This window comes from Streptomyces sp. ST2-7A (genome assembly GCF_021390475.1).
In the GTDB taxonomy this organism is placed as follows: Bacteria; Actinomycetota; Actinomycetes; order Streptomycetales; family Streptomycetaceae; genus Streptomyces.
The window spans coordinates 16,084-38,642 of sequence record NZ_JAJUWS010000029.1; the positions used below are offsets into that span (position 1 = coordinate 16,084).

The 22,559-nt window shown below is 72.8% G+C and carries 18 protein-coding genes and 1 tRNA gene; 17 read left to right on the forward strand and 2 right to left on the reverse strand.

The window, feature by feature from the left end; all coding sequences use genetic code 11:
- Positions 1-100: 100 nt before the first annotated feature.
- The 7 genes from pepN to LZF96_RS17770 all read left to right on the forward strand — a co-directional run bounded on the left by pepN (position 101) and on the right by LZF96_RS17770 (position 11,184).
- The gene (gene pepN, locus LZF96_RS17740) at positions 101-2,644 is read left to right on the forward strand and encodes an aminopeptidase N (RefSeq protein ID WP_233873226.1); all 2,544 of its coding nucleotides are present in this window, start codon (positions 101-103) and stop codon (positions 2,642-2,644) included.
- 413 nt (positions 2,645-3,057) lie between these two features.
- The gene (locus tag LZF96_RS17745) at positions 3,058-4,587 is read left to right on the forward strand and encodes an aminotransferase class V-fold PLP-dependent enzyme (RefSeq protein ID WP_233873229.1); all 1,530 of its coding nucleotides are present in this window, start codon (positions 3,058-3,060) and stop codon (positions 4,585-4,587) included.
- Positions 4,584-5,993: a lysine N(6)-hydroxylase/L-ornithine N(5)-oxygenase family protein gene (locus LZF96_RS17750; RefSeq protein WP_233873232.1), complete on the forward strand. Its 1,410-nt coding sequence runs from the start codon at positions 4,584-4,586 to the stop codon at positions 5,991-5,993. Before LZF96_RS17745 ends, LZF96_RS17750 begins: the two co-directional genes overlap by 4 nt.
- Before the next feature lie 361 nt (positions 5,994-6,354).
- Positions 6,355-7,800: a pyruvate kinase gene (gene pyk, locus LZF96_RS17755; protein ID WP_233873236.1), complete on the forward strand. Its 1,446-nt coding sequence runs from the start codon at positions 6,355-6,357 to the stop codon at positions 7,798-7,800.
- 242 nt (positions 7,801-8,042) lie between these two features.
- A complete protein-coding gene (locus LZF96_RS17760; protein ID WP_233873239.1) occupies positions 8,043-9,257 on the forward strand; it encodes a Gfo/Idh/MocA family protein in 1,215 nt (404 codons plus the stop codon).
- Between the two features lie 44 nt (positions 9,258-9,301).
- Positions 9,302-10,282 carry a PmoA family protein gene (locus tag LZF96_RS17765; protein WP_233873242.1) on the forward strand — a complete coding sequence of 327 codons (981 nt, stop codon included), beginning with the start codon at positions 9,302-9,304 and terminating at the stop codon, positions 10,280-10,282.
- An 89-nt stretch (positions 10,283-10,371) separates the two neighbouring features.
- The gene (locus tag LZF96_RS17770) at positions 10,372-11,184 is read left to right on the forward strand and encodes a cupin (protein WP_233873368.1); all 813 of its coding nucleotides are present in this window, start codon (positions 10,372-10,374) and stop codon (positions 11,182-11,184) included.
- Positions 11,185-11,388: 204 nt separating this feature from the next.
- Here the strand turns inward: LZF96_RS17770 and LZF96_RS17775 are convergent.
- Positions 11,389-11,472, reverse strand: a tRNA-Leu gene (locus tag LZF96_RS17775).
- A 255-nt stretch (positions 11,473-11,727) separates the two neighbouring features.
- On the opposite strand from LZF96_RS17775, the gene LZF96_RS17780 reads away from it, so the two are divergent.
- The 10 genes from LZF96_RS17780 to LZF96_RS17825 all read left to right on the forward strand — a co-directional run bounded on the left by LZF96_RS17780 (position 11,728) and on the right by LZF96_RS17825 (position 21,965).
- Positions 11,728-12,393, forward strand: coding sequence for an ANTAR domain-containing response regulator (locus LZF96_RS17780; protein WP_233873245.1), 666 nt, complete (start codon positions 11,728-11,730; stop codon positions 12,391-12,393).
- A 327-nt stretch (positions 12,394-12,720) separates the two neighbouring features.
- Complete coding sequence (locus LZF96_RS17785; RefSeq protein WP_233873248.1) at positions 12,721-13,890, forward strand: branched-chain amino acid ABC transporter substrate-binding protein; 1,170 nt, start codon at positions 12,721-12,723, stop codon at positions 13,888-13,890.
- Positions 13,891-14,036: 146 nt separating this feature from the next.
- A complete protein-coding gene (locus tag LZF96_RS17790) occupies positions 14,037-14,960 on the forward strand; it encodes a branched-chain amino acid ABC transporter permease (protein ID WP_233873251.1) in 924 nt (307 codons plus the stop codon).
- A complete protein-coding gene (locus LZF96_RS17795; protein WP_233873254.1) occupies positions 14,957-16,372 on the forward strand; it encodes a branched-chain amino acid ABC transporter permease in 1,416 nt (471 codons plus the stop codon). Before LZF96_RS17790 ends, LZF96_RS17795 begins: the two co-directional genes overlap by 4 nt.
- A gap of 8 nt (positions 16,373-16,380) precedes the next feature.
- A complete protein-coding gene (locus tag LZF96_RS17800) occupies positions 16,381-17,334 on the forward strand; it encodes an ABC transporter ATP-binding protein (protein WP_233873371.1) in 954 nt (317 codons plus the stop codon).
- A gap of 44 nt (positions 17,335-17,378) precedes the next feature.
- The gene (locus tag LZF96_RS17805) at positions 17,379-18,155 is read left to right on the forward strand and encodes an ABC transporter ATP-binding protein (RefSeq protein WP_233873374.1); all 777 of its coding nucleotides are present in this window, start codon (positions 17,379-17,381) and stop codon (positions 18,153-18,155) included.
- A 58-nt stretch (positions 18,156-18,213) separates the two neighbouring features.
- A complete protein-coding gene (locus LZF96_RS17810; RefSeq protein WP_233873257.1) occupies positions 18,214-18,429 on the forward strand; it encodes a hypothetical protein in 216 nt (71 codons plus the stop codon).
- 452 nt (positions 18,430-18,881) lie between these two features.
- Entirely contained in the window at positions 18,882-19,709 is an 828-nt protein-coding gene (locus LZF96_RS17815; protein ID WP_233873260.1) for a helix-turn-helix transcriptional regulator, read from the forward strand.
- Positions 19,706-19,891, forward strand: a complete 186-nt coding sequence (locus tag LZF96_RS17820) for a DUF397 domain-containing protein (RefSeq protein WP_233873263.1) — start codon at positions 19,706-19,708, stop codon at positions 19,889-19,891. Before LZF96_RS17815 ends, LZF96_RS17820 begins: the two co-directional genes overlap by 4 nt.
- Before the next feature lie 406 nt (positions 19,892-20,297).
- Positions 20,298-21,965 carry an ABC-F family ATP-binding cassette domain-containing protein gene (locus LZF96_RS17825; RefSeq protein WP_233873266.1) on the forward strand — a complete coding sequence of 556 codons (1,668 nt, stop codon included), beginning with the start codon at positions 20,298-20,300 and terminating at the stop codon, positions 21,963-21,965.
- 48 nt (positions 21,966-22,013) lie between these two features.
- Here LZF96_RS17825 and LZF96_RS17830 read toward each other — a convergent pair whose 3' ends face one another.
- Positions 22,014-22,529, reverse strand: a complete 516-nt coding sequence (locus LZF96_RS17830) for a PaaI family thioesterase (protein ID WP_233873269.1) — start codon at positions 22,527-22,529, stop codon at positions 22,014-22,016.
- Positions 22,530-22,559 lie beyond the last annotated feature (30 nt).

The following is a 22,559-nucleotide window of genomic DNA, read 5'->3' on the forward strand; positions in this document are numbered from 1 at the left end:
CGGTCGGACGCGGCCGGGAACGGCGGCCGATCCCGCGCGCGGCGCGCGGCGCGCCACAACCCGGCTGCGCTTCCGCGCTCTCCCGGGGCAGCATGGGGTCATGCCGCTGCCCTCCCTCACGCGTGACGAGGCGCGCATCCGCGCCGGTCTCCTGGACATCGACCGTTATGTCATCGATCTCGACCTCACCCGGGGTGAGGAGACGTTCGGGTCCACCACCACGATTCGCTTCACCGCCCGCGAGGAGGGGGACACCTTCGTCGAACTGCGTCCGACCACCCTGCACACCGCCCGCCTGGACGGGCGGGAGCTGGATCCCGCCGCGTTGGTGGACGGTCGCCTCCCGCTGGCCGGCCTGACCGCCGGGGAGCACGAACTGACCCTGGTGGCGGACATGCCGTACTCGCGCACGGGGGAGGGGATGCACCGCTTCACCGACCCGGAGGACGGTCTCACCTACCTCTACAGCATGTGTTGCATGACCGACGCCCCCCTGGTCTACGCCGCTTTCGACCAGCCCGACCTCAAGGCGGTCTTCGAGGTGTCGGTCACCGCGCCGCCGGAGTGGACGGTGCTGGGCAACGGGCTGGCCGAGCGGGTGACGGACGAACCCGGCCGCTGGAGATGCGCCCCCACCCCACCCATCAGCACCTACCTGCTGGCGGTGGCCGCCGGCCCCTGGCACTCCCTGCGCTTCGAACACGCGGACATCCCCTTCGGCCTGCACGTGCGCCGTTCCCTCGCCGCCCATCTGGACAAGGACGCCGAGGAGATCGGGGAGATCACCCGCCGGGTCTTCGACCACTATCACCGCATCTTCGACGAGCCCTATCCCTTCGACTCCTACGACCAGGCGTTCGTCCCCGAGTTCAACGCGGGGGCGATGGAGAACCCCGGACTGGTCACCTTCCGCGACGAGTTCATCCCGCGCTCGGCGGTCACCGACACCCAGCGCCAACTGCGCGGCGTGGTCATCGCCCACGAGATGGCCCACATGTGGTTCGGCGACCTGGTCACCCTGCGCTGGTGGGACGACATCTGGCTGAACGAGTCCTTCGCCGAGTACATGGGGTACCAGGTGCTCGCGGAGGCGACGGAGTTCCGGCCGTGGACCGAGTTCGCGGTCTCCCGCAAATCGTGGGGGTACGACGCCGACCAGCGTCCCTCCACCCACCCGGTGGCCCCGAACCCGGAGGCCGTTCCGGACACCGCCTCCGCCTGGCTCAACTTCGACGGGATCTCCTACGCCAAGGGCGCCTCCGCTCTCCGGCAACTGGTCACCTGGCTCGGGGAGGACGTCTTCCTCGCCGGCATCAACGACCATTTCGCGCGCCACCGGTTCGGCAACGCGACCCTCGCGGACTTCATCGACTCCCTCTCCCGGGCCTCCGGGCGGGACGTCGAGACGTGGGCCGACCACTGGTTGCGCACCGTCGGACCGGACACCTTCGTGCCGACGATCACCGACACGGACGGGGAGTGGCGACTGGACCTCCGGCACGAGGGCAGCCGCCCGCACCGCTTGGACGTCGGCATCTACGACCGGGCCCCCGACCCGTCCGCCATCGCCGTACAACGGGACCTGGTGCGGATCGAGGTGGTGGCCTCCCCGCCCGACGCCGCTCCCGCCGAACCGGTGCCGGGCATCTCCCGCACCTTCCAGGGGGCACCGCCCGCCCTGCTGGTCGTCAACGACGGGGACCTGACCTACGCCAAGGTCCGCATGGATCCCGCCTCCTGGCACTCCGCCAGGGACACCCTTTCCTCGCTGCCCGACCCCCTGACCCGGGCGGTGGTGTGGAACGCCGCCCGGGACATGGTCCGGGACGCCGAGTTGGACCCCAAGCAGTACCTGGCGGCGGCCCGTCGGCAGTTGCCCACCGAGACGGACACCGCCCTGGTGGAGGGGGTCCTCGCCTTCGCGCGCGGTCGGATCGCGGACCTCTACCTGTCCGGCGCGGAACGCACGGCGGCACTGGTGGCCCTGGCGGAGACCGCCCGCGAGATCCTCCTCGCGAGCGGGAGCGATCCGGTCTCGGCGCTGCGGCTGATCGCGGCGCGGACGCTGATCGACTCGGTGACCGATCCGGCGGAGCCCCGGGCCTGGTTGGCGGCCGGGGCCTTCCCCGGCGGGCCCGGGTTGGACCCCGAGCTGCGCTGGCGGATCCTGCACCGGCTGGCGGTGCTGGGCGCCGTCGACGAGCGGGAGATCGCCGCCGAGGCCGACCGCGACCCGGCGGCCACCGGTCGGGAGGGCGCAGCCCGGTGCCGTGCCGCGATCCCCACCGAGCAGGCCAAGGCCACGGCGTGGGAGGAGATGTTCGGCGAGGGTGACGAGTTGTCCGCCTATCTGTTCACCGCCACCGCGCAGGGCTTCTGGCACCCGGAGCAGTCGGGGCTGCTGGTGCCCTGGGCGGAGCGGTACTTCACCGACGTGGTCCGGTTGGCCAACCGACGCGGGCACGCGGTGACCGAGGCGGCGTGTCGGCACGGCTTCCCGCGCGGGCTGGTGGGGGAGGAACTGCTGCGGCGGGGGGAGACGGTCCTCGCCGGTCCGGAGGTCACGGCCGCGCTGCGACGAGGGCTCACCGACCAGTTGGACGAGCTGCGGCGAGCCCTGCGGGTGCGCGGAGAACGTGCCTGAGTCCTCCTTCGACTTCTCGTTCGGGGGCCGTTCGGGCATCCCCGGTCCCGTCGCGCGATCGCGCGACGGGACCGGGGCGGGACGGCGGGTGCTCCGGGATCCGCCGGCCGAGAGTGGTCGATTCCGTGGCGGGAACCGGCCATTTCCTCCGCCGGGACCCCCGTCGGTCGATGACACCGCCGGCGCGCCGCCGCGCCGGACGGCGTACCGACCGATGCGCCGACCCCTCCTCCGGGAGGGCGAACACCGGCCCCGGGTGAGGGGTTCTCCACCGATCCTGATTGACTTAGGTTCACCTAACCCACCTTCGGGGCCGGTCCCCCGGATCGCGGCGGCGCCCAGGTGCCCCGGAGCCCCCGAACGTCCGATTCCGGGTCCCGTCACGACCCGGCCCCGCGCCCCGGGAGTCCCGCATGTCCCCGCCACCGTTCCCCGGGTTCTCCGGGTCCTCCTCGCCCGTCCCGCCGCACCCGTTCCACCCACCGCTGGCGGGCGGCACCGCCGGCCCGCGTGCCCTGCGCCCCCTGCTGGACACGGTCGTCGACGCCCTCGCGGAGGGGGCCGCCGCGCGCGGCGGCCCCCTCCCGCCCGGCGGTCCGGACACCGTGGCCGAACGGCTCACCGAGCGCTGCGGGCCGGTGCTGCCGGAGGTGGGCGGGGGCGCCGAGGAGGCCCTGCGCACGCTGGTGCACGCCCTCGCCGAGGGAGCCGCCGACCCGGCCGATCCGCTGTGCGCCGCGCACCTGCACTGTCCGCCGCTGGCGGTGGCGGCGGTCGCCGACTTCGCGGCCTCGGTCCTCAACCCCTCCATGGACTCCTGGGATCAGGCGCCGGCCGCCTCCGCGCTGGAGGCCCGTACGGCCCGGGTCCTCGCCGCCCTCGTCCACCCCACCGGCCCGGCCCCGGACGCCCTGGTCACCACCGGGGGCACCGAGGCCAACCAAATCGCCGTCCTTCTCGCCAGGGAACGGACCGCCGGCCCGGCGGGCGGCACGCCGCTGCGGGTGGTGCACGGGGCCAACGCGCACCATTCGGTGCCCCGCGCCGCCTGGCTGCTGGGCCTTCCGCCGGCCGTCCCGGTGCCCACCCCGCGCGGGGTGATCGACCCGGCCGAACTCGCCCGTGCCCTGGACGGCACGGCCGGCGAACCGACCCTGGTCGTCGCCACCGCCGGGACCACCGACACCGGGGCGGTGGACCCCCTGCCCGCCATCGCCGACCTGGCCGCCGCCCGGGGTGCCCGCTTCCACGTCGACGCCGCCTACGGAGGGCCCCTGCTGTTCAGCGACACCCACCGGGGACTGCTCGGGGGAGTGGAACGGGCCGACACCGTTGCCCTGGACCTCCACAAGCTGGGTTGGCAGCCGGCGGCGGCCGGGCTGCTCACCGCACCCGACGCCGCCGACCTGGCGGCCCTGCACCACCGTGCCCCCTACCTCAACGCCGAGGACGACACCGAGGCGGGCCTGCCCGACCTGTTGGGACGCTCGCTGCGCACCACCCGCCGCCCCGACATCCTGAAGATCGCGGTCACCCTGCGGGCGTTGGGGCGTTCCGGCCTGGCCGCGCTGGTCGATGCCACCTGCGCGGCGGCCGGGCGGCTGGCCGGGCAGGTGCTCGCCGAGCCGCGTCTGGACCTCTACGCCGAGCCCACCATCAGCACGGTGCTCTTCCGACCCGTCGGAGCCCGGGACGAGGAGGTCGCGGTGATCCGACGCCGACTGCTGAACGAGGGCACCGCCGTGCTGGGTCGGGCCCGGGTGCCGGACCGGGACGGGTCGGGCACCGAACGGCTGTGGCTCAAGGCCACCGTCCTCAACCCCCTGGCCGGCGCGGACGCCACGGCCGGGCTGCTCAAGCTCGTCCTGGACACCTGTGGGGCGCTGGGCATCCCCGCCGACCCGACCCTCCCCGCCCCGCGTCGCGAAGGGAACGCCCGATGACCTCCACCCCTCCCCGGCCCCTCCCGCCGCCCACCGATCCCGGTGAGGAGCCGCTGGACCTGCTCGGTGTCGGGGTCGGTCCCGCCAATCTCTCCCTCGCGGCGCTCGCCGACGGGCTGCCCGACCTGCGGGTGCTCTGCGTCGACGAGCGCCCCGCCTTCCGGTGGCACCCCGGCCTGCTCATCGAGGACGCCACCCTCCAGGTGCCCTTCCTGGCCGACCTGGTGACCCTGGTCGACCCGACCAGCCGGTGGAGCCTGCTGAACCGGCTGCGCGAGCGCGGGCGACTCTTCCCGTTCTACTTCGCCGAACGCTTCCACATCCCCCGGGTGGAGTACGAGGCGTACTGCCGGTGGGTCGCCGAGCGGCTACCGAACCTCCGCTTCGGTCTGCGGGTCGAAGGGCTGAGCCGGGAACCCGACGGCCTCTTCGCGGCCCGGATCGCCCCGACCGACGGATCCGGGGGACCCGCCGTCCGGATGCGGGCCCGCAACGTCGTGCTCGGCATCGGCACCGCTCCCCACCTGCCGGCGCCGTTGCGATCCGCGGCGGAGCGGGACGGGGCCACGGTGCTGCACTCGGCGGAGTACCTGGACCACCGTGAGCGGCTGCTGGAGGCCCGCCACGTCACGGTGATCGGCTCCGGCCAGTCGGGGGCGGAGGTCCTGCTGGACCTGCTGCGACGCCGCCCCGCCGGACGCGAGGGGCTGCACTGGCTCACCCGCTCACCCGCCTTCGCCCCGATGGAGTACAGCAAGCTGGGACTGGAGCACTTCACCCCCGACTACACGCGCTACTTCCACGGTCTGGCCGAGGCGAGCCGGGACGCGCTGGTGGCCCGTCAGTGGCAACTCCACAAGGCCGTCGACCACGAGACCCTGGCCGCTCTCCACGACGAGCTGTACCGCCACGACCTCGCCCTGCCGGACGGCGAGTGGCCGCAGGTGGTGTTGACCCCGGGGGTGGAGGTGCGGGCGGTCGAAACCCCGCCCTCCGGGCGGATCCGGCTGGAACTGCGCCATGCCGAACAGGGCGTCGGCTCCTCGCTGACCACCGACGCCGTGGTGGCGGCCACCGGTTACCGGGAACGTTCCGCCGACGCGCTGCTGGCCGGACTGGGGGAGGCGGTGCGGCGGGACACCGCCGGGCGGCCGGTGATCGGCGCGGATCACCGGGTCGAGCTCTCCGGTGGGGGGCCGGGTGCCCTGTTCTCCGCCGGGTCGGAGCGGCACACGCACGGTGTCGGCACCCCCGATCTGGGACTGATGGCGTACCGGGCGGCGACGGTGCTCAACGCGGTGTCCGGCCGGGAGCGGTACCGGCTGCCCACCCGCACCGCCTTCACCACCTTCGGCCTGACCGCCGCGCTCCCGGACTCCGGAACCCCGGTTCCCCAAACCCCGTGACCGGTATTCCGACCGGCGGTATCCACCCCGGCGGTCTTCCGGCCGGAGATGTCCGCGGCGCCGGGTTCCCGGCGGTCGGCTCCCCGTCGGGGGGCGCGCCTCCCGACACCGCCCCCGACGGCCCCGGGACCGTCGGGGCGAACGTCCCGGACGGCCCCGGCGGACCTTCCGGACGCCTCTCGGAGCGGGTGCGTGATCGCACACCGAAACGGTCGATCACCCCCCGGGAAGCGCTCATAGGAGCGGCCCCGCGCACATTGATGAAGTGTTGACGGGGTGCCGCGCATTTGTCACCGGGAGGTCGTGGAAATGACGCCTCCCGACAGCCCCTTACCCGGCGGTAATGCCTAGGGTTGACGACATGCGCCGAGCCAAAATCGTTTGCACCCTTGGGCCCGCGACCGACTCCTACGAGCGGATCGCGGGGCTGGTCGAAGCGGGAATGGATGTAGCCCGCCTCAATCTCAGCCATGGTGTCCGGGAGGAACACGAACAGCGCTTTCACCGCGTTCGCCGTGCGGCCGGGGAATCCGGGCGCACCGTCGGAATTCTCGCGGATCTCCAGGGACCGAAGATCCGGCTGGGTTCTTTCGGCGAGGGGCCGGTTCTCCTCGAAAGCGGCGACGAATTCACCATCACCACGGAAGACGTGGTCGGCGACCAGTGGCACTGCGGCACCACCCACGTCGGTCTGCCCGCCGACGTCACGGTGGGCGAGCGCGTCCTGATCGACGACGGCCGGGTCGCCCTGGAGGTTCGTTCCGTCGACGGCCCCCGGGTGCGCACCCTCGTGGTGGAGGGCGGCGTGGTCTCCGACCACAAGGGCCTCAACCTGCCGGGCGTCGCCGTCTCCGTGCCCGCCCTCTCCCGCAAGGACATCGACGACCTGCGGTGGGCGCTGCGCGTGGGCGTGGACGTGATCGCGCTGTCCTTCGTGCGGACCGGCGACGACATCAAGGACGTCCACCGGGTGATGGCCGAGGAGGGGCGCTTCCTGCCGGTCATCGCCAAGGTGGAGAAGCCGCAGGCGGTGGAGAGCCTCCGTGGCATCGTGGACGCCTTCGACGGCATCATGGTCGCCCGCGGCGACCTGGGTGTGGAGTTGCCGTTGGAGGACGTGCCGCTGGTGCAGAAGCGCGCGGTCGCCCTGGCCCGGCGCAACGCCAAGCCGGTGATCGTCGCCACCCAGATGCTGGAATCCATGATCGAATCCTCCCGTCCCACCCGCGCGGAGGCCTCCGACGTCGCCAACGCGGTGATGGACGGCACCGACGCGGTGATGCTCTCCGGTGAGACCAGCGTGGGCCGCTACCCGCTGGAGACGGTCCGCACCATGGGGCGGATCGTGGAGGCGGCCGAGGAGGAGATGCTCTCCCCGGGGCTCCAGCCGCTCACCGAGGCGACCAAACCGCACACGCAGGGCGGGGCGGTGGCCCGCGCGGCGGCCGAGATCGGCGACTTCCTCGACGCCCGCCTGATGGTCGCCTTCACCCAGTCCGGCGACACCGCGCGTCGGCTCTCCCGTTACCGGTCGCCGATCCCGGTGGTGGCCCTCACCCCGGACCCCGGCACGCGCAACCGGCTCGCGCTGAGCTGGGGCGTCGAGGCGCACCTGGTGCCGACGGTGGACTCCACCGACGCCATGGCCGAGATGCTCGACGAGGAACTGCTGCGCCGGGGGGTCTGCGCGCCGGGGGAGACGGTGGTGATGACCGCGGGGTCGCCGCCGGGTGTGGCCGGCAAGACCAATCTGGTGCGGGTGCACCGGGTCGGCGGAGAGGTCGTGGACGTCCCCGCCGGGGGCTGACCCCCTCCCGCTTCGGGCCCCGGCCCCCCGCTCCCCCGGGGCGGTGTCGGGGCCGCGCCGTGTCCCGGGGATCGGGCTCCACCGGGAGGGCGCGCCGACCGTCGGGGCGTCCCCCTTGTGTCCGCCAGGGGGTCGTGATTGAGTCGGAGAAAGCGCTTACCACGTGTGGTGCGCCCCGCCGGGCCACCACGCACGTCGGTCCGCCGGCCGGCGGACCCAGACCCACCGGGAGCCGCCCCCTCATGCCAGACGTGTCCCCCGCGCCTCCCGACCACGGCAGCCCGGGTCCCCTCCGGGCCGCCGTGGTCGGCACCGGCGCCATCGTCACCGGAGCCCACCTGCCCGCCCTGGCCGCGCACGCCCCCGGCGTGGAGCTGGTCGCCGCGGTGGACGTGGACCCCGCCCGCCTGGAGGCCTTCGCCGCCGAGGTGGCCCGTCACCCCGGCCTCGGGCCGATCACCGGCTGGACCGACATCGGGGCGATGCTCGCCGCCGAACGCCCCGACCTGGTGCTGATCGGCACCCCACCGGTCCTCCACCGCGAGCAGACCCTCGCCGCGCTCGCCGCCGGCGCCTGGGTGTGGTGCGAGAAGCCGCTGTGCCTCTCGCTGGCCGAGTTCGACGAGATCGCCGCCGCCGAGCGCGAGGGCGGCCCCTACGCCTCGGTGGTCGCGCAGCACCGTCACGGCTCGGGCGCCGAGCACGCCCACGCCCTGCTGGGAGCCGGGGAGCTGGGAGCACCGCGGGTGGCGCACTGCCAGACCACCTGGTACCGCACCGAGGAGTACTACGCGGTGCCCTGGCGCGGCAGTTGGGCGAGCGAGGGCGGCGGTCCGACCATGGGCCACGGCATCCACCAGAACGACCTGCTTCTCCATCTCCTCGGCGACTGGACCGAGATCCGCGCCATGGCCGCCCGGCTGCGCCACGACGTGGAGACCGAGGACGTCTCCACCGCCCTGGTCCGCTTCGCCAACGACGCCGTGGCCACCGTCGTCAACAGCGTGCTCTCCCCGGACGAGGTCAGCCGCGTCCGGATCGACTGCGACGACGCCACCGTGGAGTTGACCCACCTCTACGGCCACACCAACGCCGACTGGCGGTACACCCCGCGTCCCGGAGTCGAACCCGACCGGGTGGAGCGCTGGCGCACCCCCGAGCGGGACGTGCCCAGCTCGCACACCGGGCAACTGGCCGGGATCCTGGCGGCGATGCGCGCCGGGGTCCGTCCGCCGGGCAGCGGGCACGACGCCCGCCGCACCCTGGAGTTCACCGCGGCCCTGTACAAGGCCGCCTTCACCGGCCACCCCGTCCGACCGGGTGACATCGGGCCGGACGACCCGTACCACCGTGCCATGCACGGCGACGCGCCGGGCTGGGCCCCCGGGGCCCCCTCGGACGCCGCCGCGCCCGCCCCCACCGAGCCGCCGCCGACGGAGGAGACGACCCTGCCGTGACGACCTCTTCGACCCCTTCGACCTCTTCGACCTCTTCGCGTCCCGTGTCCCCCTCGACGGACTCGGCGACCCCGACCGTCACCCATCACCACGGCGACCGCGTCGTGGTGACGGTCGGTGACACCGAGATCCTCTCCTACGTCTACCGCCCCGACCCGGAGCCGTACGAGTCCCGCAAGCCCTACGCCCACCCGGTGCGCACGCTGGCCGGCAACACCGTCACCGGCTACCGGCCCAACGACCACCGCTGGCACAAGGGCGTGCAGATGACCTCCAGTCATCTGTCCGAGCAGAACTTCTGGGGTGGCAACTCCTACATCCACGGCAAGGGCTACCAGCGCATCCCCGAGCGGGTGGGGTGGATGCGGCACGACGGCTTCGGGGCCGTGACCGGCGACGCCGACCGGGTGCGGCTGGACGAGAACCTCACCTGGATCAACCACACCGGCGAGGAGTGGTGCCGCGAACGCCGGGGCCTGCTGGTGCACTCGGTGGACCCGGCCGAGGGCGCCTGGGCGCTGGACTGGTCGATCCACCTCACCAACGTCCGAGACCTGCCGCTGCGCTTCGGCAGCCCGACCACCGCCGGTCGGGAGATGGCCGGCTACACCGGTCTGCAGTGGCGCGGTCCCCGTGACTTCGCGGGTGGTCGGGTACTGACCCCCGCCGGCCCCTCCACCGATCAGGAGGCGATGGGGACCCCGGTGGGCGAGGCCCCCTGGCTCGGCTTCACCGCCGTGCACGACGAGGTGGACGACCCCTCCACCCTGGTCTTCGCGCACCACCCGGACAACGAGCGCTCCATCCACCGCTCGCACTGGTTCGTGCGCTCCCTGCCCTGGCCCACGGTGGCGTTCTCCTGGGCGTTCTTCGAGGAGTTCGAGCTCGCCCCCGGCGACTCCTTCTCCTACCGCTATCGGATGGTCGTCGCCGACGGGGAGTGGGACGCCGAGCGGGTGGAGAACTGGTTGAAGGCCCACCCCTGGGACGAGAGCCCGAACGTCGACGCCGGGACGGCCGGGTGAGCGCGGCGGCGCACGACGGGTCGGGCGTCGCCGCCCGGCCCGCCCCGCACGCGGTCGCCGAACCGGCCTTCGCCCCGCTCCCGGACCCGTTGCCCGGCGGGGTCGGGATCTCCCACATCACCGCCTACGACTGGCCCGCCGCCGATGGGGTCTGCTCCGGCAGCCCCCACCTGCATCTGGCCTGCGCCGAGGCGTACGTGGTGACGGCCGGGGAGGGCGAGGTGCAGACCCTCACCCCCTTCCTGCCGGAGGGTGGTTCGGAGCCCGGGGGCGGGACGGCCGGGAGCCGGCCGCCCGACGCCGGAGCCGCGCCGGAGCCGCGTGGTTACCGAGCCCACCCCCTGACGCCGGGCGCGGTGGTCTGGTTCACGCCGGGCACCGTGCACCGGATGGTCAACCGGGGCGGCCTGAGGGTGACGGTCGTCATGCAGAACAGCGGCCTACCGGAGGCCGGGGACGCCGTGCTCACGCTGCCGCCGGAGCACCTGGTGGACACGGAGACCTACGCCCGCGCGGTGGCCCTCCCGCCGCCCGACGACCCGGCGGTCGGGGAGGCCGCCCGGCGGCGCCGGGACCTCGCGGTGGCCGGCTACACCGAGCTGCGGCGGGCGCTGGAGGCCGGGGACGACGGTCCGCTGCGGGAGTTCCGGGCGGCGGCGGCCCGACTGGTGGCCCCCCGGGTGGCCGCCTGGCGGGAACGCTGGCGGGCCGGGGCGATGGAGGCGGCCCTGCGCACCGGCCGTGTCCTGGACGCGCTGGAGCGGGGTGAGGAGCCGGATCCGGTCGCATCCCGGGTGCGGGCCGTGGAACCCACCCGCCACGGCGGGTGGGGCATGTGCGGTCGTCGGCAGGAGTACGAGGTGCCCGGCACCACGGTGCCCCGTCGGCCGTCGGAGGGCTGACCCCGCCGCCGGGTTCTCCCGGTCGGGGGAACCCGGCCGGGAGTCACGGGCCCCGAAACGACACGGCTCCGGGCAGACCCGGGGAACCCCCGGACCGGAGCGGGGAAAGAGGACGGACGGGGAGCGGGGGCGCCCTGAACCCTCCGGGAAGGCGTACCCGGGAACGCGGGAACCCCGCGCGGGAAACGCGCGGGGGAGAAGAGGTGCCCGGTGTGGGATTCGAACCCACATGCCGCGAGGGCACGGCTGTTTGAGAGCCGCGTGTCTGACCAGTTCCACCAACCGGGCAGGTTGTACCGGGCACAGAGTACCGTGTGTCGGCCCCCACCCGTAGCCCGCCCCGGGTGTCGGATCGTCCGGGGCGTCGAACCCCCCACCCGGGGCCGCCCCGGGGCCGCGCCCCGGGGCGGTGGACGGGACGGCGACCCGCCGGCGTCCGGTTCCGGTGTCCACCGGCCGAGCCGCCGCGACGCGCGTCACGCGGCCCGGCTACTCTCGGGGTTGCCCCACCCGGCAGCCCACCGGCAGCAACCGAGGAGCAGCGTGAGCACCGCCGACGTTCCCGAACCCAACGCGACCGCGGACACCGCCGCCGCGACCGAGGAGCCCCACGTCCCGCCGCTCACCACCCGTGTGGTGATCGCCGAGGACGAGGCGCTCATCCGACTCGACCTCAAGGAGATGCTCGAGGAGGAGGGCTACACGGTCGTCGCCGAGGCCGGGGACGGCCGGCGGGCGGTGGAGTTGGCCCGTGAGCACCGACCCGATCTGGTGATCCTCGACGTCAAGATGCCCGTGATGGACGGCATCTCCGCGGCCGAGAAGATCGCCGGTGAGCAGATCGCCCCGGTCCTGATGCTCACCGCCTTCTCCCAGCGCGACCTCGTCGAGCGCGCCCGGGACGCCGGCGCCATGGCGTACCTGGTCAAGCCCTTCACCAAGAGCGACGTGGTCCCGGCCATCGAGATCGCCGTCACCCGCTTCACCGAACTCAAGTCCCTCGCGGACGAGGTGGAGGACCTCTCCCAGCGCCTGGAGACCCGCAAGCTGGTCGATCGCGCGAAGAGCGTCCTGCAAACCCAGTACGGCCTGACCGAGCCCGCCGCCTTCCGGTGGATCCAGAAGACCTCGATGGACCGCAGGCTGTCCATGCGGCAGGTCGCCGAGGCGGTCCTGCAGGACGCCGAGGAGAAGAAGCAGCGCAAATGAGCCGGTGGGGCGGCTCCCCGCCCCACTGCGCCCCGGCCCCCGGTGCCCGCTCCGGGGCCGTCCCGCCCCCCGCGGCACGGCCCCCGGAGGGGCGCCGCAACGCCCACCACCGCCCCGGAATGTCCGGTTGCCGGTGGTGGGTGTTCTGTTTCCGGCACATGGCTCACATCACGAGGCGGTCACACTTGCGACGGCCGTCTGTTTACCGGACGTTCCATGGCAATAGATTCCGCTCCACGCCGCACCCGCCGTGTGCCGGTCTCCACCCGGTGTGCACGATTCCCGTGCGGTGGCCTTCGGCTCCGGATTCGCCCCAGGGGGTACCCCATGCTCAGCAAGAGAGTCGTGAAGCTCGCGATACCGGTCGCGATCGGCGCGCTCGCGCTCACCGCCTGTGGCAGCGACGACGGCGGCGGAGGCGGCGACGCCTCCGGTTCCGTCTTCAAGATCGCCTACCAGGGCCCGCTCTCCGGCGACAACGTCGACCTCGGCATCAACATGGAGAACGGCGTCAAGCTCGCCATCGACGAGGCCAACGAGTCGGGCGACTACGACGTCACCTTCGAGTACCTGGACGCCGACGACCGCGGTGAGCCCGGTCAGGCCACCGCCGCCGCCCAGCGGGCCATCGACGACGAGGACGTCATCGCCGTCGTCGGCCCGGCCTTCTCCGGCGCCGCCTCCGTGGCCGCCCCCCTCTACGGTGAGGCCGGCATGGCCGCCCTCACCCCCTCGGCCACCAACCCCGACCTCACCCAGCAGGGCTTCCCGACCTTCCTGCGCGGTGTGCCCAACGACGCCGAGCAGGGCGCGGCGATCGCCGCCTTCTTCGCCGAGCAGGGCGTGGAGAAGGCCATGGTCGTCGACGACCTCGGCGACTACAGCATCGGCCTGGCCGATGTCGCCCAGCAGGGCATGGAGGAGGCCGGCATCGAGGTCGTCCGCGAGTCGGTGCCCGCCGACACCGTGGACCACAGCGGCATCGCCCGCACCGCCGTGACCTCCGACGCCGACGGCCTGGTCTACACCGGCTACTACTCGCAGGCCGGTCCGCTGGCGGTCAAGCTCGCCGAGGCCGGGTTCGACGGCATCAAGCTCGGCGGCGACGGCGTGAAGGACCCCGAGTTCATCAACCTCGCCCCCGGCGGCGAGGCCGAGGAGTGGTACCTCAGCTGCCCGTGCCGCGACCTGGACGCCGACCAGGAGGGTCGCGACTTCACCGAGCGCTACGAGGCCGAGTACAACCGCGAGCCGGGCACCTACACCCCCGAGGCCTACGACGCCGCGATGATGATCATCCAGGCCGTGGCAGAGCTGGGCGAGGCCGCCGACCGCCAGTCGGTCTACGAGGCGCTGTCCGTCGGAACCCACGACGGCGTGGCCAAGACCCTGAGCTTCGACGAGAACGGCGAGTACGCCGGCTCCGGTATCTACATCTACCGGGTCGAGAACGACACCATCACCGCCCTGGGCGACATCACCGAGATCACCGGCTGACGCCGGACTCGGTATCACCACCGGCATACCGGCGGGGCGTGGCCGATCCCACGCCCCGCCGTTTCCCGCCCAGCCACCGCCGCGGCGGTTTCCCCCGGGACCGGGGAGCCGCCCACCGGGGCGGTGAATCCGCAAGGAAGTGCTCGATGACCCTCTTCGACTTCTGGGACGTCCTCGTCCTGGGGGTGGTGCTCGGCTCGTTGTACGCCGTCATCGCCATCGGTTACACCCTCGTCTACGGCGTCCTCCAGCTCCTGAACTTCGCGCACAGCGAGGTCTTCATGACCGGAGGATTCGGCGGGGTGATCGCCCTCACCCTCGTCGTCCCCGTCGCCGCCCCCTCCCTGGCGCAGTCCGCCGGCTACGTCGTGCTCGGTATCTGCACCGGAGCCCTGCTCGGCGCGACCGTCGCCTTCTTCCTGGAGAAGGTGGCCTACCGGCCGTTGCGCCGCCGCAACGCCCCCCGCCTGGTCTTCCTCATCACGGCCATCGGCGCCTCGTTCTTCCTGTACAACCTCGCGGGCAAGCTCTTCGGCCGCAACGCCATGCCGATGCCCCGCATGTACGAGAACCGCACGGTCCTGACGATCTTCGACACCACCATCAACATCACCCAGCTGCTGATCGTCTGCAGCGGCGTGCTGATGCTCCTGATCGTCGACCACGTGGTCAACCGCACCAAGCTCGGCTCGGGTATCCGGGCCGTCGCCCAGGACCCCGAGGTGGCCTCCCTGATGGGGGTCAACATCGACAAGGTGGTCTCCCGCACCTTCATCCTGGGCGGTCTGATGGGCGGTGCCGCCGGCTTCCTCTTCGGCACCACCAACCAGGTCTTCTACACGATGGGCTTCCTGCCCGGCATCACCGCCTTCGCGGCGGCGGTCCTCGGCGGGATCGGCAACGTGCGCGGCGCCATGCTCGGTGGCATGACCCTCGGCATCGTCGAGGCGTTCACCGTCGACGTCTTCGGCGACGCCTGGCGGTACGTCGGCGCCTTCGGGGCCCTGGTCCTGGTGCTGATGATCCGTCCGACCGGAATTCTCGGCGAGCGCGTGGCGAGGACGGCATGACAGCGACCGACAACACCTCCATCCCCGGCACCCCCGGTCCCACCGCTTCGAAGCGGGCCGCCGAGGCCGCCCGCCTGCGCCGCACCGCCTGGTACCGCACCCCCCGCTACACGCGACTGTTCGCCCTGATGGGGGTCGCCCTCGTCGGCGCCCAGGTCACCGGCGAGCAGGGCACCAACCGCGACATCTTCCACGCCATGCGGGAGAACATCACCGGCCCCGGTCTGTGGCTGTGGGTCGGCGCCTGCCTGTTGGTCTGGGTGGTCCGCGAGTTCCTGCGCGAGCCCGTGGTCAACGCCTGGTCCACCGCCCGCCGCGCCGGTACCGCGCCCGCCGAGCGGGCCCGCACCGTGTGGCGCCGCGACCCGCGGCTGCGGATGATCGCGCTCACCGCCCTGCTGGTCTTCCTGGTCGTGCTGCCCTTCCTGGTCAGTCGGCACTGGCAGCAGGTCCTGGTCGACCAGATCGCCATCTACGTCCTGCTGGCCATCGGCCTGAACGTGGTGGTCGGCTGGGCCGGCATGCTCGACCTCGGCTTCATCGCCTTCTTCGCGATCGGCGCCTACAGCGCGGCCTTCTGGACCGGGTCCCTCCCGGTCGCCCCGCCCTTCGAGCTGAACAACTTCGCGGTCATCCCGATCGCGGTGATCACCTGCCTGGTGGCGGGCGTCCTGTTGGGCGCGCCGACCCTGCGGCTGCGCGGCGACTACCTGGCCATCGTCACGCTCGGCTTCCACGAGATCGTCTACCTGATGGCGAAGAACTGGGTCGAGTTCACCGGCGGCACCCGGGGCGCCTCGGTGGACCGCTTCAGCATCGACCTGGGCTTCTTCAGCTACCAGTGGGGTCTGGACCCGCGCCCCTACTACTGGCTCCAGCTCGGCTTCATCGTCGCGCTGCTGGTCCTGTTCATCCGCCTGGAGCACTCCCGGGTCGGCCGTGCCTGGACCGCCATCCGCGAGGACGAGGTGGCCGCCGCCGCCACCGGCGTGGACACCGTCCGCTTCAAGCTGCTGGCCTTCGCCATCGGCGCCTCCACCTCCGGTGTCGCCGGTGTGGTGTACGCGAGCAAGCTCGGCTTCATCAACTCCGAGTTCTTCATCGTGCTGTTCTCGGTGCTGGTGCTGTCCTACGTGATCTTCGGCGGGATGGGCTCCATCCCCGGCGTGCTGCTGGGCACCGCCATCCTCATCTGGCTGCCGGAGTTCCTGCGGGACACCGTCCCGGCCCAGGACCGCTACATGTACCTCGGGGCGCTGCTGGTGATCATGATGATCTATCGACCACAGGGACTGTGGCCCTCGCGCCGACGCGTCCGCGAACTGCACATGGCGGAGGAGGGCACCGCCGCCCGGGCCATGCCGGCCGCCGGCGGACGCCCCGCGACCACGGGAGGGGACACCCCGTCGTGACCACCGAGATGAAGCGGGCAGCCGACCGCGCCCCCGAGGGCGACGCGGCACCCCACCCCACGATCCTGGAGACCTCCGGGGTCACCCTCCGCTTCGGCGGTCTGACCAGCCTCGACCACGTCGACCTGGCGATGCGGCGCGGCGAGATCCTGGCCATCATCGGCCCCAACGGGGCCGGAAAGACCTCGCTGTTCAACTCCCTGACCGGCGCCTACCTGCCGCAGGAGGGCGCCATCACCTACCGGCCCCGGGCCGGTGGGGAGGAGGAGCTGCGCGGTCGCAAGCCGTTCCGGGTCAGCCGACTCGGCCTGGCCCGCACCTTCCAGAACATCCGCCTGTTCGGGGCGCTCACCGCGCTGGAGAACGTCAAGATCGCGGTGGAGACCCGGCAGCGCACCGACGCCGTCTCGATCATGCTCGGCCTGCCGCATGCCCGGCGCGCCGAACGCGACAGCGACCGGCGCGCCCACGAGGTGATGCGTTTCGTCGGCCTGGAACACCGGCTCAATGAGCTGGCGGCCTCCCTCAGCTACGGCGAGCAGCGCCGGCTGGAGATCGCCCGGGCCCTGGCCACCGAGCCGGAGCTGCTGCTGCTGGACGAGCCGGCCGCCGGCACCAACCCCACCGAGAAGCACGACCTGGAGGAGTTGATCCGCCGGATCAACGCCGAGCTGGGGGTCAGCGTGCTCCTCATCGAGCACGACATGCGGCTGGTGATGTCGGTCGCCGACCGGGTCGCGGTCCTCAACTTCGGTCGGAAGATCGCCGAGGGCACCCCGGGGCAGGTCCAGCGCGACCCGGCCGTCATCGAGGCATACCTCGGTGCGTCGGCGGAGGAGGAGACGGAGGTCGTCGCCGACCTGGTGGCCGACCTCGAGGCCGAACACGCCGACGACCCGGAGTGGCGGGGCGGCGACCACGCCGCCGAGAGCCGGCCGAACGACGGGGAGGAGCGGTCGTGAGCGACCCGAACGACCACCGCACGACCACCGGAAAGGCCGGGACGGTGAGCACGGAGAAGACCGCGCCGGCCGCGTCCGCCGGGTCCGGCGGGGAGGCCCCCCTGCTGGAACTGCGGGACCTGCACGTCTTCTACGGGGCGATCGAGGCGCTCAAGGGGATCAACCTCTCCGTGCGCACCGGGGAGGTGGTGGCCCTGCTCGGCGCCAACGGCGCGGGCAAGTCCACCACCCTGCAGACCGCCTCCGGCATGATCGCCCCCCGACAGGGCGGCGTCCTGCTGCACGGCGAGCGGGTGGACGGCATCCCCTCCCACGAGTTGGTCCGCTTCGGCATCGGCCACGTCCCCGAGGGGCGGCGGGTCTTCGCCCGGATGAACGTGGTGGAGAACCTCAACATGGGGGCCTACCGCTTCAAGCGGCCGGACCCGGCGGACCTGGAGCGCGTCTTCCACCTCTTCCCCCGGTTGCAGGAACGCCGCAAGCAGGTGGCGGGCACGCTCTCCGGCGGCGAGCAGCAGATGCTCGCCATCGGTCGCGCCCTGATGGGCAAGCCGGAACTGCTGCTGCTCGACGAGCCCTCGATGGGCCTGGCGCCGCTGATCGTCCAGCAGATCTTCGAGATCCTCAAGGAGATCAACGAACAGGGCACCACCCTGTTGCTGGTCGAGCAGAACGCCTCCCAGGCCCTGCAACTGGCCAACCGGGGTTACGTGTTGGAGACCGGTGAGGTGGTGATGGAGGGACCCGCCGGCGAACTGCTGGCCGACCCCCGGATCCGGGCCGCCTACCTCGGCGAGCACGTGGAGGCCGAGCACTCCTGACCGACCCCGCCCCGCGCGGGCGACCGACACCCCGACGGGGCGTCACGGGATCACCCCCGTGGCGCCCCGTCTGCGTCCCCGGGCCGCCGGGCCCTCGGCCGCCGGGGGCGGGGTCGGCGACGGCCCCGCCTCACCGACCTCCGACGAGCACGACGACGCCGAACAGCAGCAGGGCGCACCCCGCTCCGGCGACCGCGCACAGGGCGAGGGAACGGCCGATCTCTCCCACCCGTCGATGTCGGGCGCGCCGGCGCCGGCGCGTCGGGGGGAGTGACCGCCGCCCGTGCCGGGTCACCCGCCCTCCCCGGACCGGTGGCAGGCACACGCGCATCCGATGTGGACGATGCCGGGCACCTCGTCGTGTCGAAGGTCGGGTCCGACGCACTCCCCGTGGCGCCCGATGCGACAGACGAAGCAGACGTACGCGCTTTCGAGGTCGCACCCGCGGAGGCAGGACGCGAGAGGCCGGACGGGCCGCTCGGCACCGTCGGCCCCGACCCCCGCCATCCGGGCCGATGCCGGGGACCACGGCGGACCGATGGGCGTCCGGCGGGGCAGCACCGGACGTGGTGGACCACCGTGGCCGGTGTCCGTGGTGCGGTTCAACGAGTCACCTCCGAGGGGAACGGCTTTCCCTCTTCACCATCGGCGGGTAACCGACCCACCACAAGGAGTAGCCTGTTCCCGGTCCTCGTTGGTACCGATCCGATGGGCGGAGCACACGAGATGGACGCACGACACAAGGACACCCCACCACTGACCCCCGACCGACTCCTCGCCCGCCGACTGCGGGAGCACCGCGAGGCACGCGGACTCTCGCTGCGGGGGATGGGCGACCTCATCGGCTACCCGCACTCGTACGTCTCCCGGATGGAGACCGGGAAGCAGCGGCCCTCCGACGCCGTGGCGGAGAAACTCGACCGGGAGCTGGGCACCTCCGGGGAGTTCGTCTCCCTGCTGGAGATGGCTCGCGCCCACCTGATCGAGGCGGGGGCGAAAGTGGTCCTGGACAGGGAAACCGAAGCCGTTCGGGTCGAGAGTTTCACATCAAGCGTGATTCCCGGCCTGCTCCAGACCGAGGAATACGCTTACGGCCTGATGCGGGCAGGCATCCCCGGGGCGGAAGAGGAGGAGATTCGGGAGCGTGTGGGCGTCCGCCTGAAGCGACAGGAGATTTTGACGAAGGAGAAACCGCCGGTGTACCGCGCGGTTCTCGACGAGGCGGCACTGGCGCGCCCCGTGGGCGGACACGCCGTCATGCGGGAACAGTTGTCCCGTCTGATCACCCGGCAGGGACAGCCCAACATCACTGTCCAGATCCTTCCCTCGGCGGCCGGTGCGCACGGGATGATGGGGGGCAGTCTCCTGCTGTTGGATCTCGAAACCGGTCCGCCGGCGGCGTTGGTGGAGAGCTTCCGCACCGGGGTACCCGTCGAATCCCGATGGGAATACGTCGAGTGTGCGGAGATTTTCCTGGCCGCACGCCTGATGGCCCTGCCCGTGGACGAGTCAACAGAGCTGATCCGCCGATACGAGAAGGAGTACGCCGAGTGAGCGAGACCCCGTGGCGGAAGTCCACCCACAGCGGTAACGACAACGGCAACTGTCTCGAGGTGCGGGACGGTGTGCCCGCTATGGTGCCCGTCCGTGACAGCAAGCGGCCCGGGGGGCCGGTGGTGAACGTGCCGGTCGCCTCCTGGGTCGGTTTCGTCGATCACCTCAAGCGTCGGGCCTGACCCGGCGCCCGCCCCCGGCCCCGGCCCGAACGACGGCCCGCGACCGTGAGTCGGTCGCGGGCCGGCGTCGCGCACGGCGGGCGGGAAAACCCCGCGCGCCGCCGACCGGGTGCCGGCTACCCTGGTCGGGTCCTGTTGTCTCCGATGGAGGTGGACGTTGCGCATCTGAGGTTCGCGATCACCGCGCGGTACGGCCCCCGGCCGTGTGCCGTCGTGCCGGTGGAGACCCTGTCTCCCGCACGACGCACCGCGTGAACGCGACCCCGGGTGCACGAGTCGTCCCCGCACGGGACCCGCACCTCTCCCCGCCCCCGCCCGGGCCGGTCGCCGCACGGTGCTCGCACACGCGCCCCATCGCCCATTCCGCGAGCGTGATTGCGAGAGAACACCGGTGTCCCGTACTTTCGTGTCCCACACCTCCGCCTCGGCGGGTCCCTCGGTGACCTGTTCCGATCTCACCTTCCGGTGGTCGGACGGCACCCCCGTCGTCGAAGGGCTCTCCCTGACCATCGGCCGTGGTCGCACCGGCCTCGTCGGTGCCAACGGCTCCGGCAAATCCACCCTGCTCCGGCTGTTCGCCGGCCTGCTGCGCCCCCACGGCGGGTCGGTCGGCGTCGTCGGCCGGCTCGCCCACCTGCCGCAGGAACTCGTCCTCGACACCGACCTGCGGGTCGAACACGTCCTGGGCATCGCCGAGCGGCGAGCGGCGCTGCGCGCCATCGAGGCCGGGGATCCGGACGAGCGGCACTTCGAGACCATCGGCGACGACTGGGACGTCGAGGAGCGCGCCCGCGCGACCCTCGACTCACTCGGTCTGGACCACCTCGACCCCGATCGCGAGGTGGGACGGATGTCCGGCGGGGAGACCGTGCTGCTCGGTCTGGCCGCCCGCCTGCTGGAACGCCCCGACGTTCTGCTGCTGGACGAGCCGACCAACAATCTCGACCTCTTCGCCCGTCGTCGGCTCCACGAGGCGGTCGCCGGGTATCGCTCCGGCGTGTTGATCGTCGTCTCGCACGACGCGGACCTGTTGGAGGGCGTGGACGGCATCGTGGAGCTGCGCCCCGGCGGCGGGACCACCCGGTACGGCGGCGGGTGGACCGCGATGACGGAGGCGCTGGAAACCCGCCGGGAGGCCGCCGACCGGGCGCTGCGCTCCGCCGAGTCCGATGTCCGCCGGCGTCGCCGCGACCTGGAGGACACCCGGCTGCGGATCGGCAGCAGAACCCGGCACGACCGGAACCCGGGAGTCAGGGGCAGCGTTCCGCGCATCGTCGCCGGTGCCCGCAAACGTGCCGCGCAGGAGTCGGCGGGAAAGCTCAGGGGGGTCCACGAGGAACGCCTGGAGGAGGCCCGCGAGCGCCTGGACGAGGCCGAGGAGGCGGCCCGCCGGGAGGAGGAGATCCGGGTGGACCTGCCGCACACCGCCGTGCCGGCCGGTCGCACGGTGCTGACTCTGCGCGGGGTCCGGTTGCCCCGGGGAGGTGCCGGGCGCCTCGATCTGGAGGTGCGCGGCCCGGAGCGGGTGGCGCTGATCGGCCGCAACGGTTCGGGCAAGAGCACCCTGCTGCACGTCCTGGCCGGGGAGTCGGAGCCGGCGGCGGGCGAGGCGCGGACCCTCGTCCCGACGCGGTACCTGCCCCAACGGCAGGACGTGTTGGACGACGCGCTGAGCATCGTCGGGAACATCGAACGCGTGGCCCCGGGAGCCGGGGCCAACGCGGTCCGTGCCCGGCTGGCCCGGTTCCTGTTCAGGGGCGCGCGCGCCGATCGGCTCGTCGGCACGCTGTCGGGTGGGGAGCGGTTCCGGGCCTGCCTCGCCGCCCTGATGCTCGCCGAACCGGCCCCGCACCTGCTGATGCTCGACGAGCCGACCAACAACCTGGACCCGGCCTCGGTGCGGCAGTTGACCGGGGCGCTCGCCGCATACCGGGGCGCGCTGCTGGTCGCCTCCCACGACCGGACCTTCCTGGAGGCGATCGGCGTCACCCGCTGGGTGCTGCTGGGGGAGGAGTCCGGGGAGATCGGGCGGGACGAGGCCCTCGCGCTCTTCCGGGCCCCGCCCGCCGACTGATCCGTGTCGGTCCGCCCCGGTCCGCCCAGCCCCGCCCGGCGGGGCGGATCAGGGCGCCGGGTTCTCCCGCAGGGCGCAGGTGAGCCGGGCGGAGCAGATCCGCTTGCCCTCGTCGGAGGTGATGACGATCTCGTAGGTGGCCGAGGTGCGTCCCGCGTGCACCGGGACCGCCACCCCGGTGATGGTGCCCGACCGCACCCCCCGATGGTGGGTGCAGTTCAGGTCCACGCCGACCGCCAGCCGGTCCGGGCCCCCGTGCAGCATCGCGCCGACCGATCCCAGGGTCTCGGCCAGCACCGCCGAGGCACCGCCGTGCAGCAGGCCGTAGGGCTGGGTGTTGCCCTCCACCGGGAGGGTGCCGACCACCTTGTCCGGGGCGGCCTCCAGCACCCGCAGGCCCATTCGGTTGCCGAGGTTCCCGGCGGAGAACAGGGCGTACAGGTCGATGCCGCGCCCGGACCACAGGTCCAGGACGTCCCTCGGGAAGAGCGGGAGACGTGTCCCGTCGTCGGTCGCCCCGTCGCCGGCCCCCGCGCCCCGCTCCCCGTGCGCCGTCTCACCCATGTGTCCCGTCCGTTCCTCGTCACCGGCACC

What these genes read in the sequence shown, in the direction of transcription:
- LZF96_RS17745 (WP_233873229.1), top strand. Translation starts at nt 3,058, where the DNA reads ATGTCCCCGCCACCGTTCCCCGGGTTCTCCGGGTCCTCCTCGCCCGTC.
- LZF96_RS17750 (WP_233873232.1), top strand. Translation starts at nt 4,584, where the DNA reads ATGACCTCCACCCCTCCCCGGCCCCTCCCGCCGCCCACCGATCCCGGT.
- pyk (WP_233873236.1), top strand. Translation starts at nt 6,355, where the DNA reads ATGCGCCGAGCCAAAATCGTTTGCACCCTTGGGCCCGCGACCGACTCC.
- LZF96_RS17760 (WP_233873239.1), top strand. Translation starts at nt 8,043, where the DNA reads ATGCCAGACGTGTCCCCCGCGCCTCCCGACCACGGCAGCCCGGGTCCC.
- LZF96_RS17795 (WP_233873254.1), top strand. Translation starts at nt 14,957, where the DNA reads ATGACAGCGACCGACAACACCTCCATCCCCGGCACCCCCGGTCCCACC.
- LZF96_RS17800 (WP_233873371.1), top strand. Translation starts at nt 16,381, where the DNA reads ATGAAGCGGGCAGCCGACCGCGCCCCCGAGGGCGACGCGGCACCCCAC.
- LZF96_RS17830 (WP_233873269.1), bottom strand. Translation starts at nt 22,529, where the DNA reads ATGGGTGAGACGGCGCACGGGGAGCGGGGCGCGGGGGCCGGCGACGGG.
- LZF96_RS17815 (WP_233873260.1), top strand. Translation starts at nt 18,882, where the DNA reads ATGGACGCACGACACAAGGACACCCCACCACTGACCCCCGACCGACTC.
- pepN (WP_233873226.1), top strand. Translation starts at nt 101, where the DNA reads ATGCCGCTGCCCTCCCTCACGCGTGACGAGGCGCGCATCCGCGCCGGT.
- LZF96_RS17785 (WP_233873248.1), top strand. Translation starts at nt 12,721, where the DNA reads ATGCTCAGCAAGAGAGTCGTGAAGCTCGCGATACCGGTCGCGATCGGC.
- LZF96_RS17790 (WP_233873251.1), top strand. Translation starts at nt 14,037, where the DNA reads ATGACCCTCTTCGACTTCTGGGACGTCCTCGTCCTGGGGGTGGTGCTC.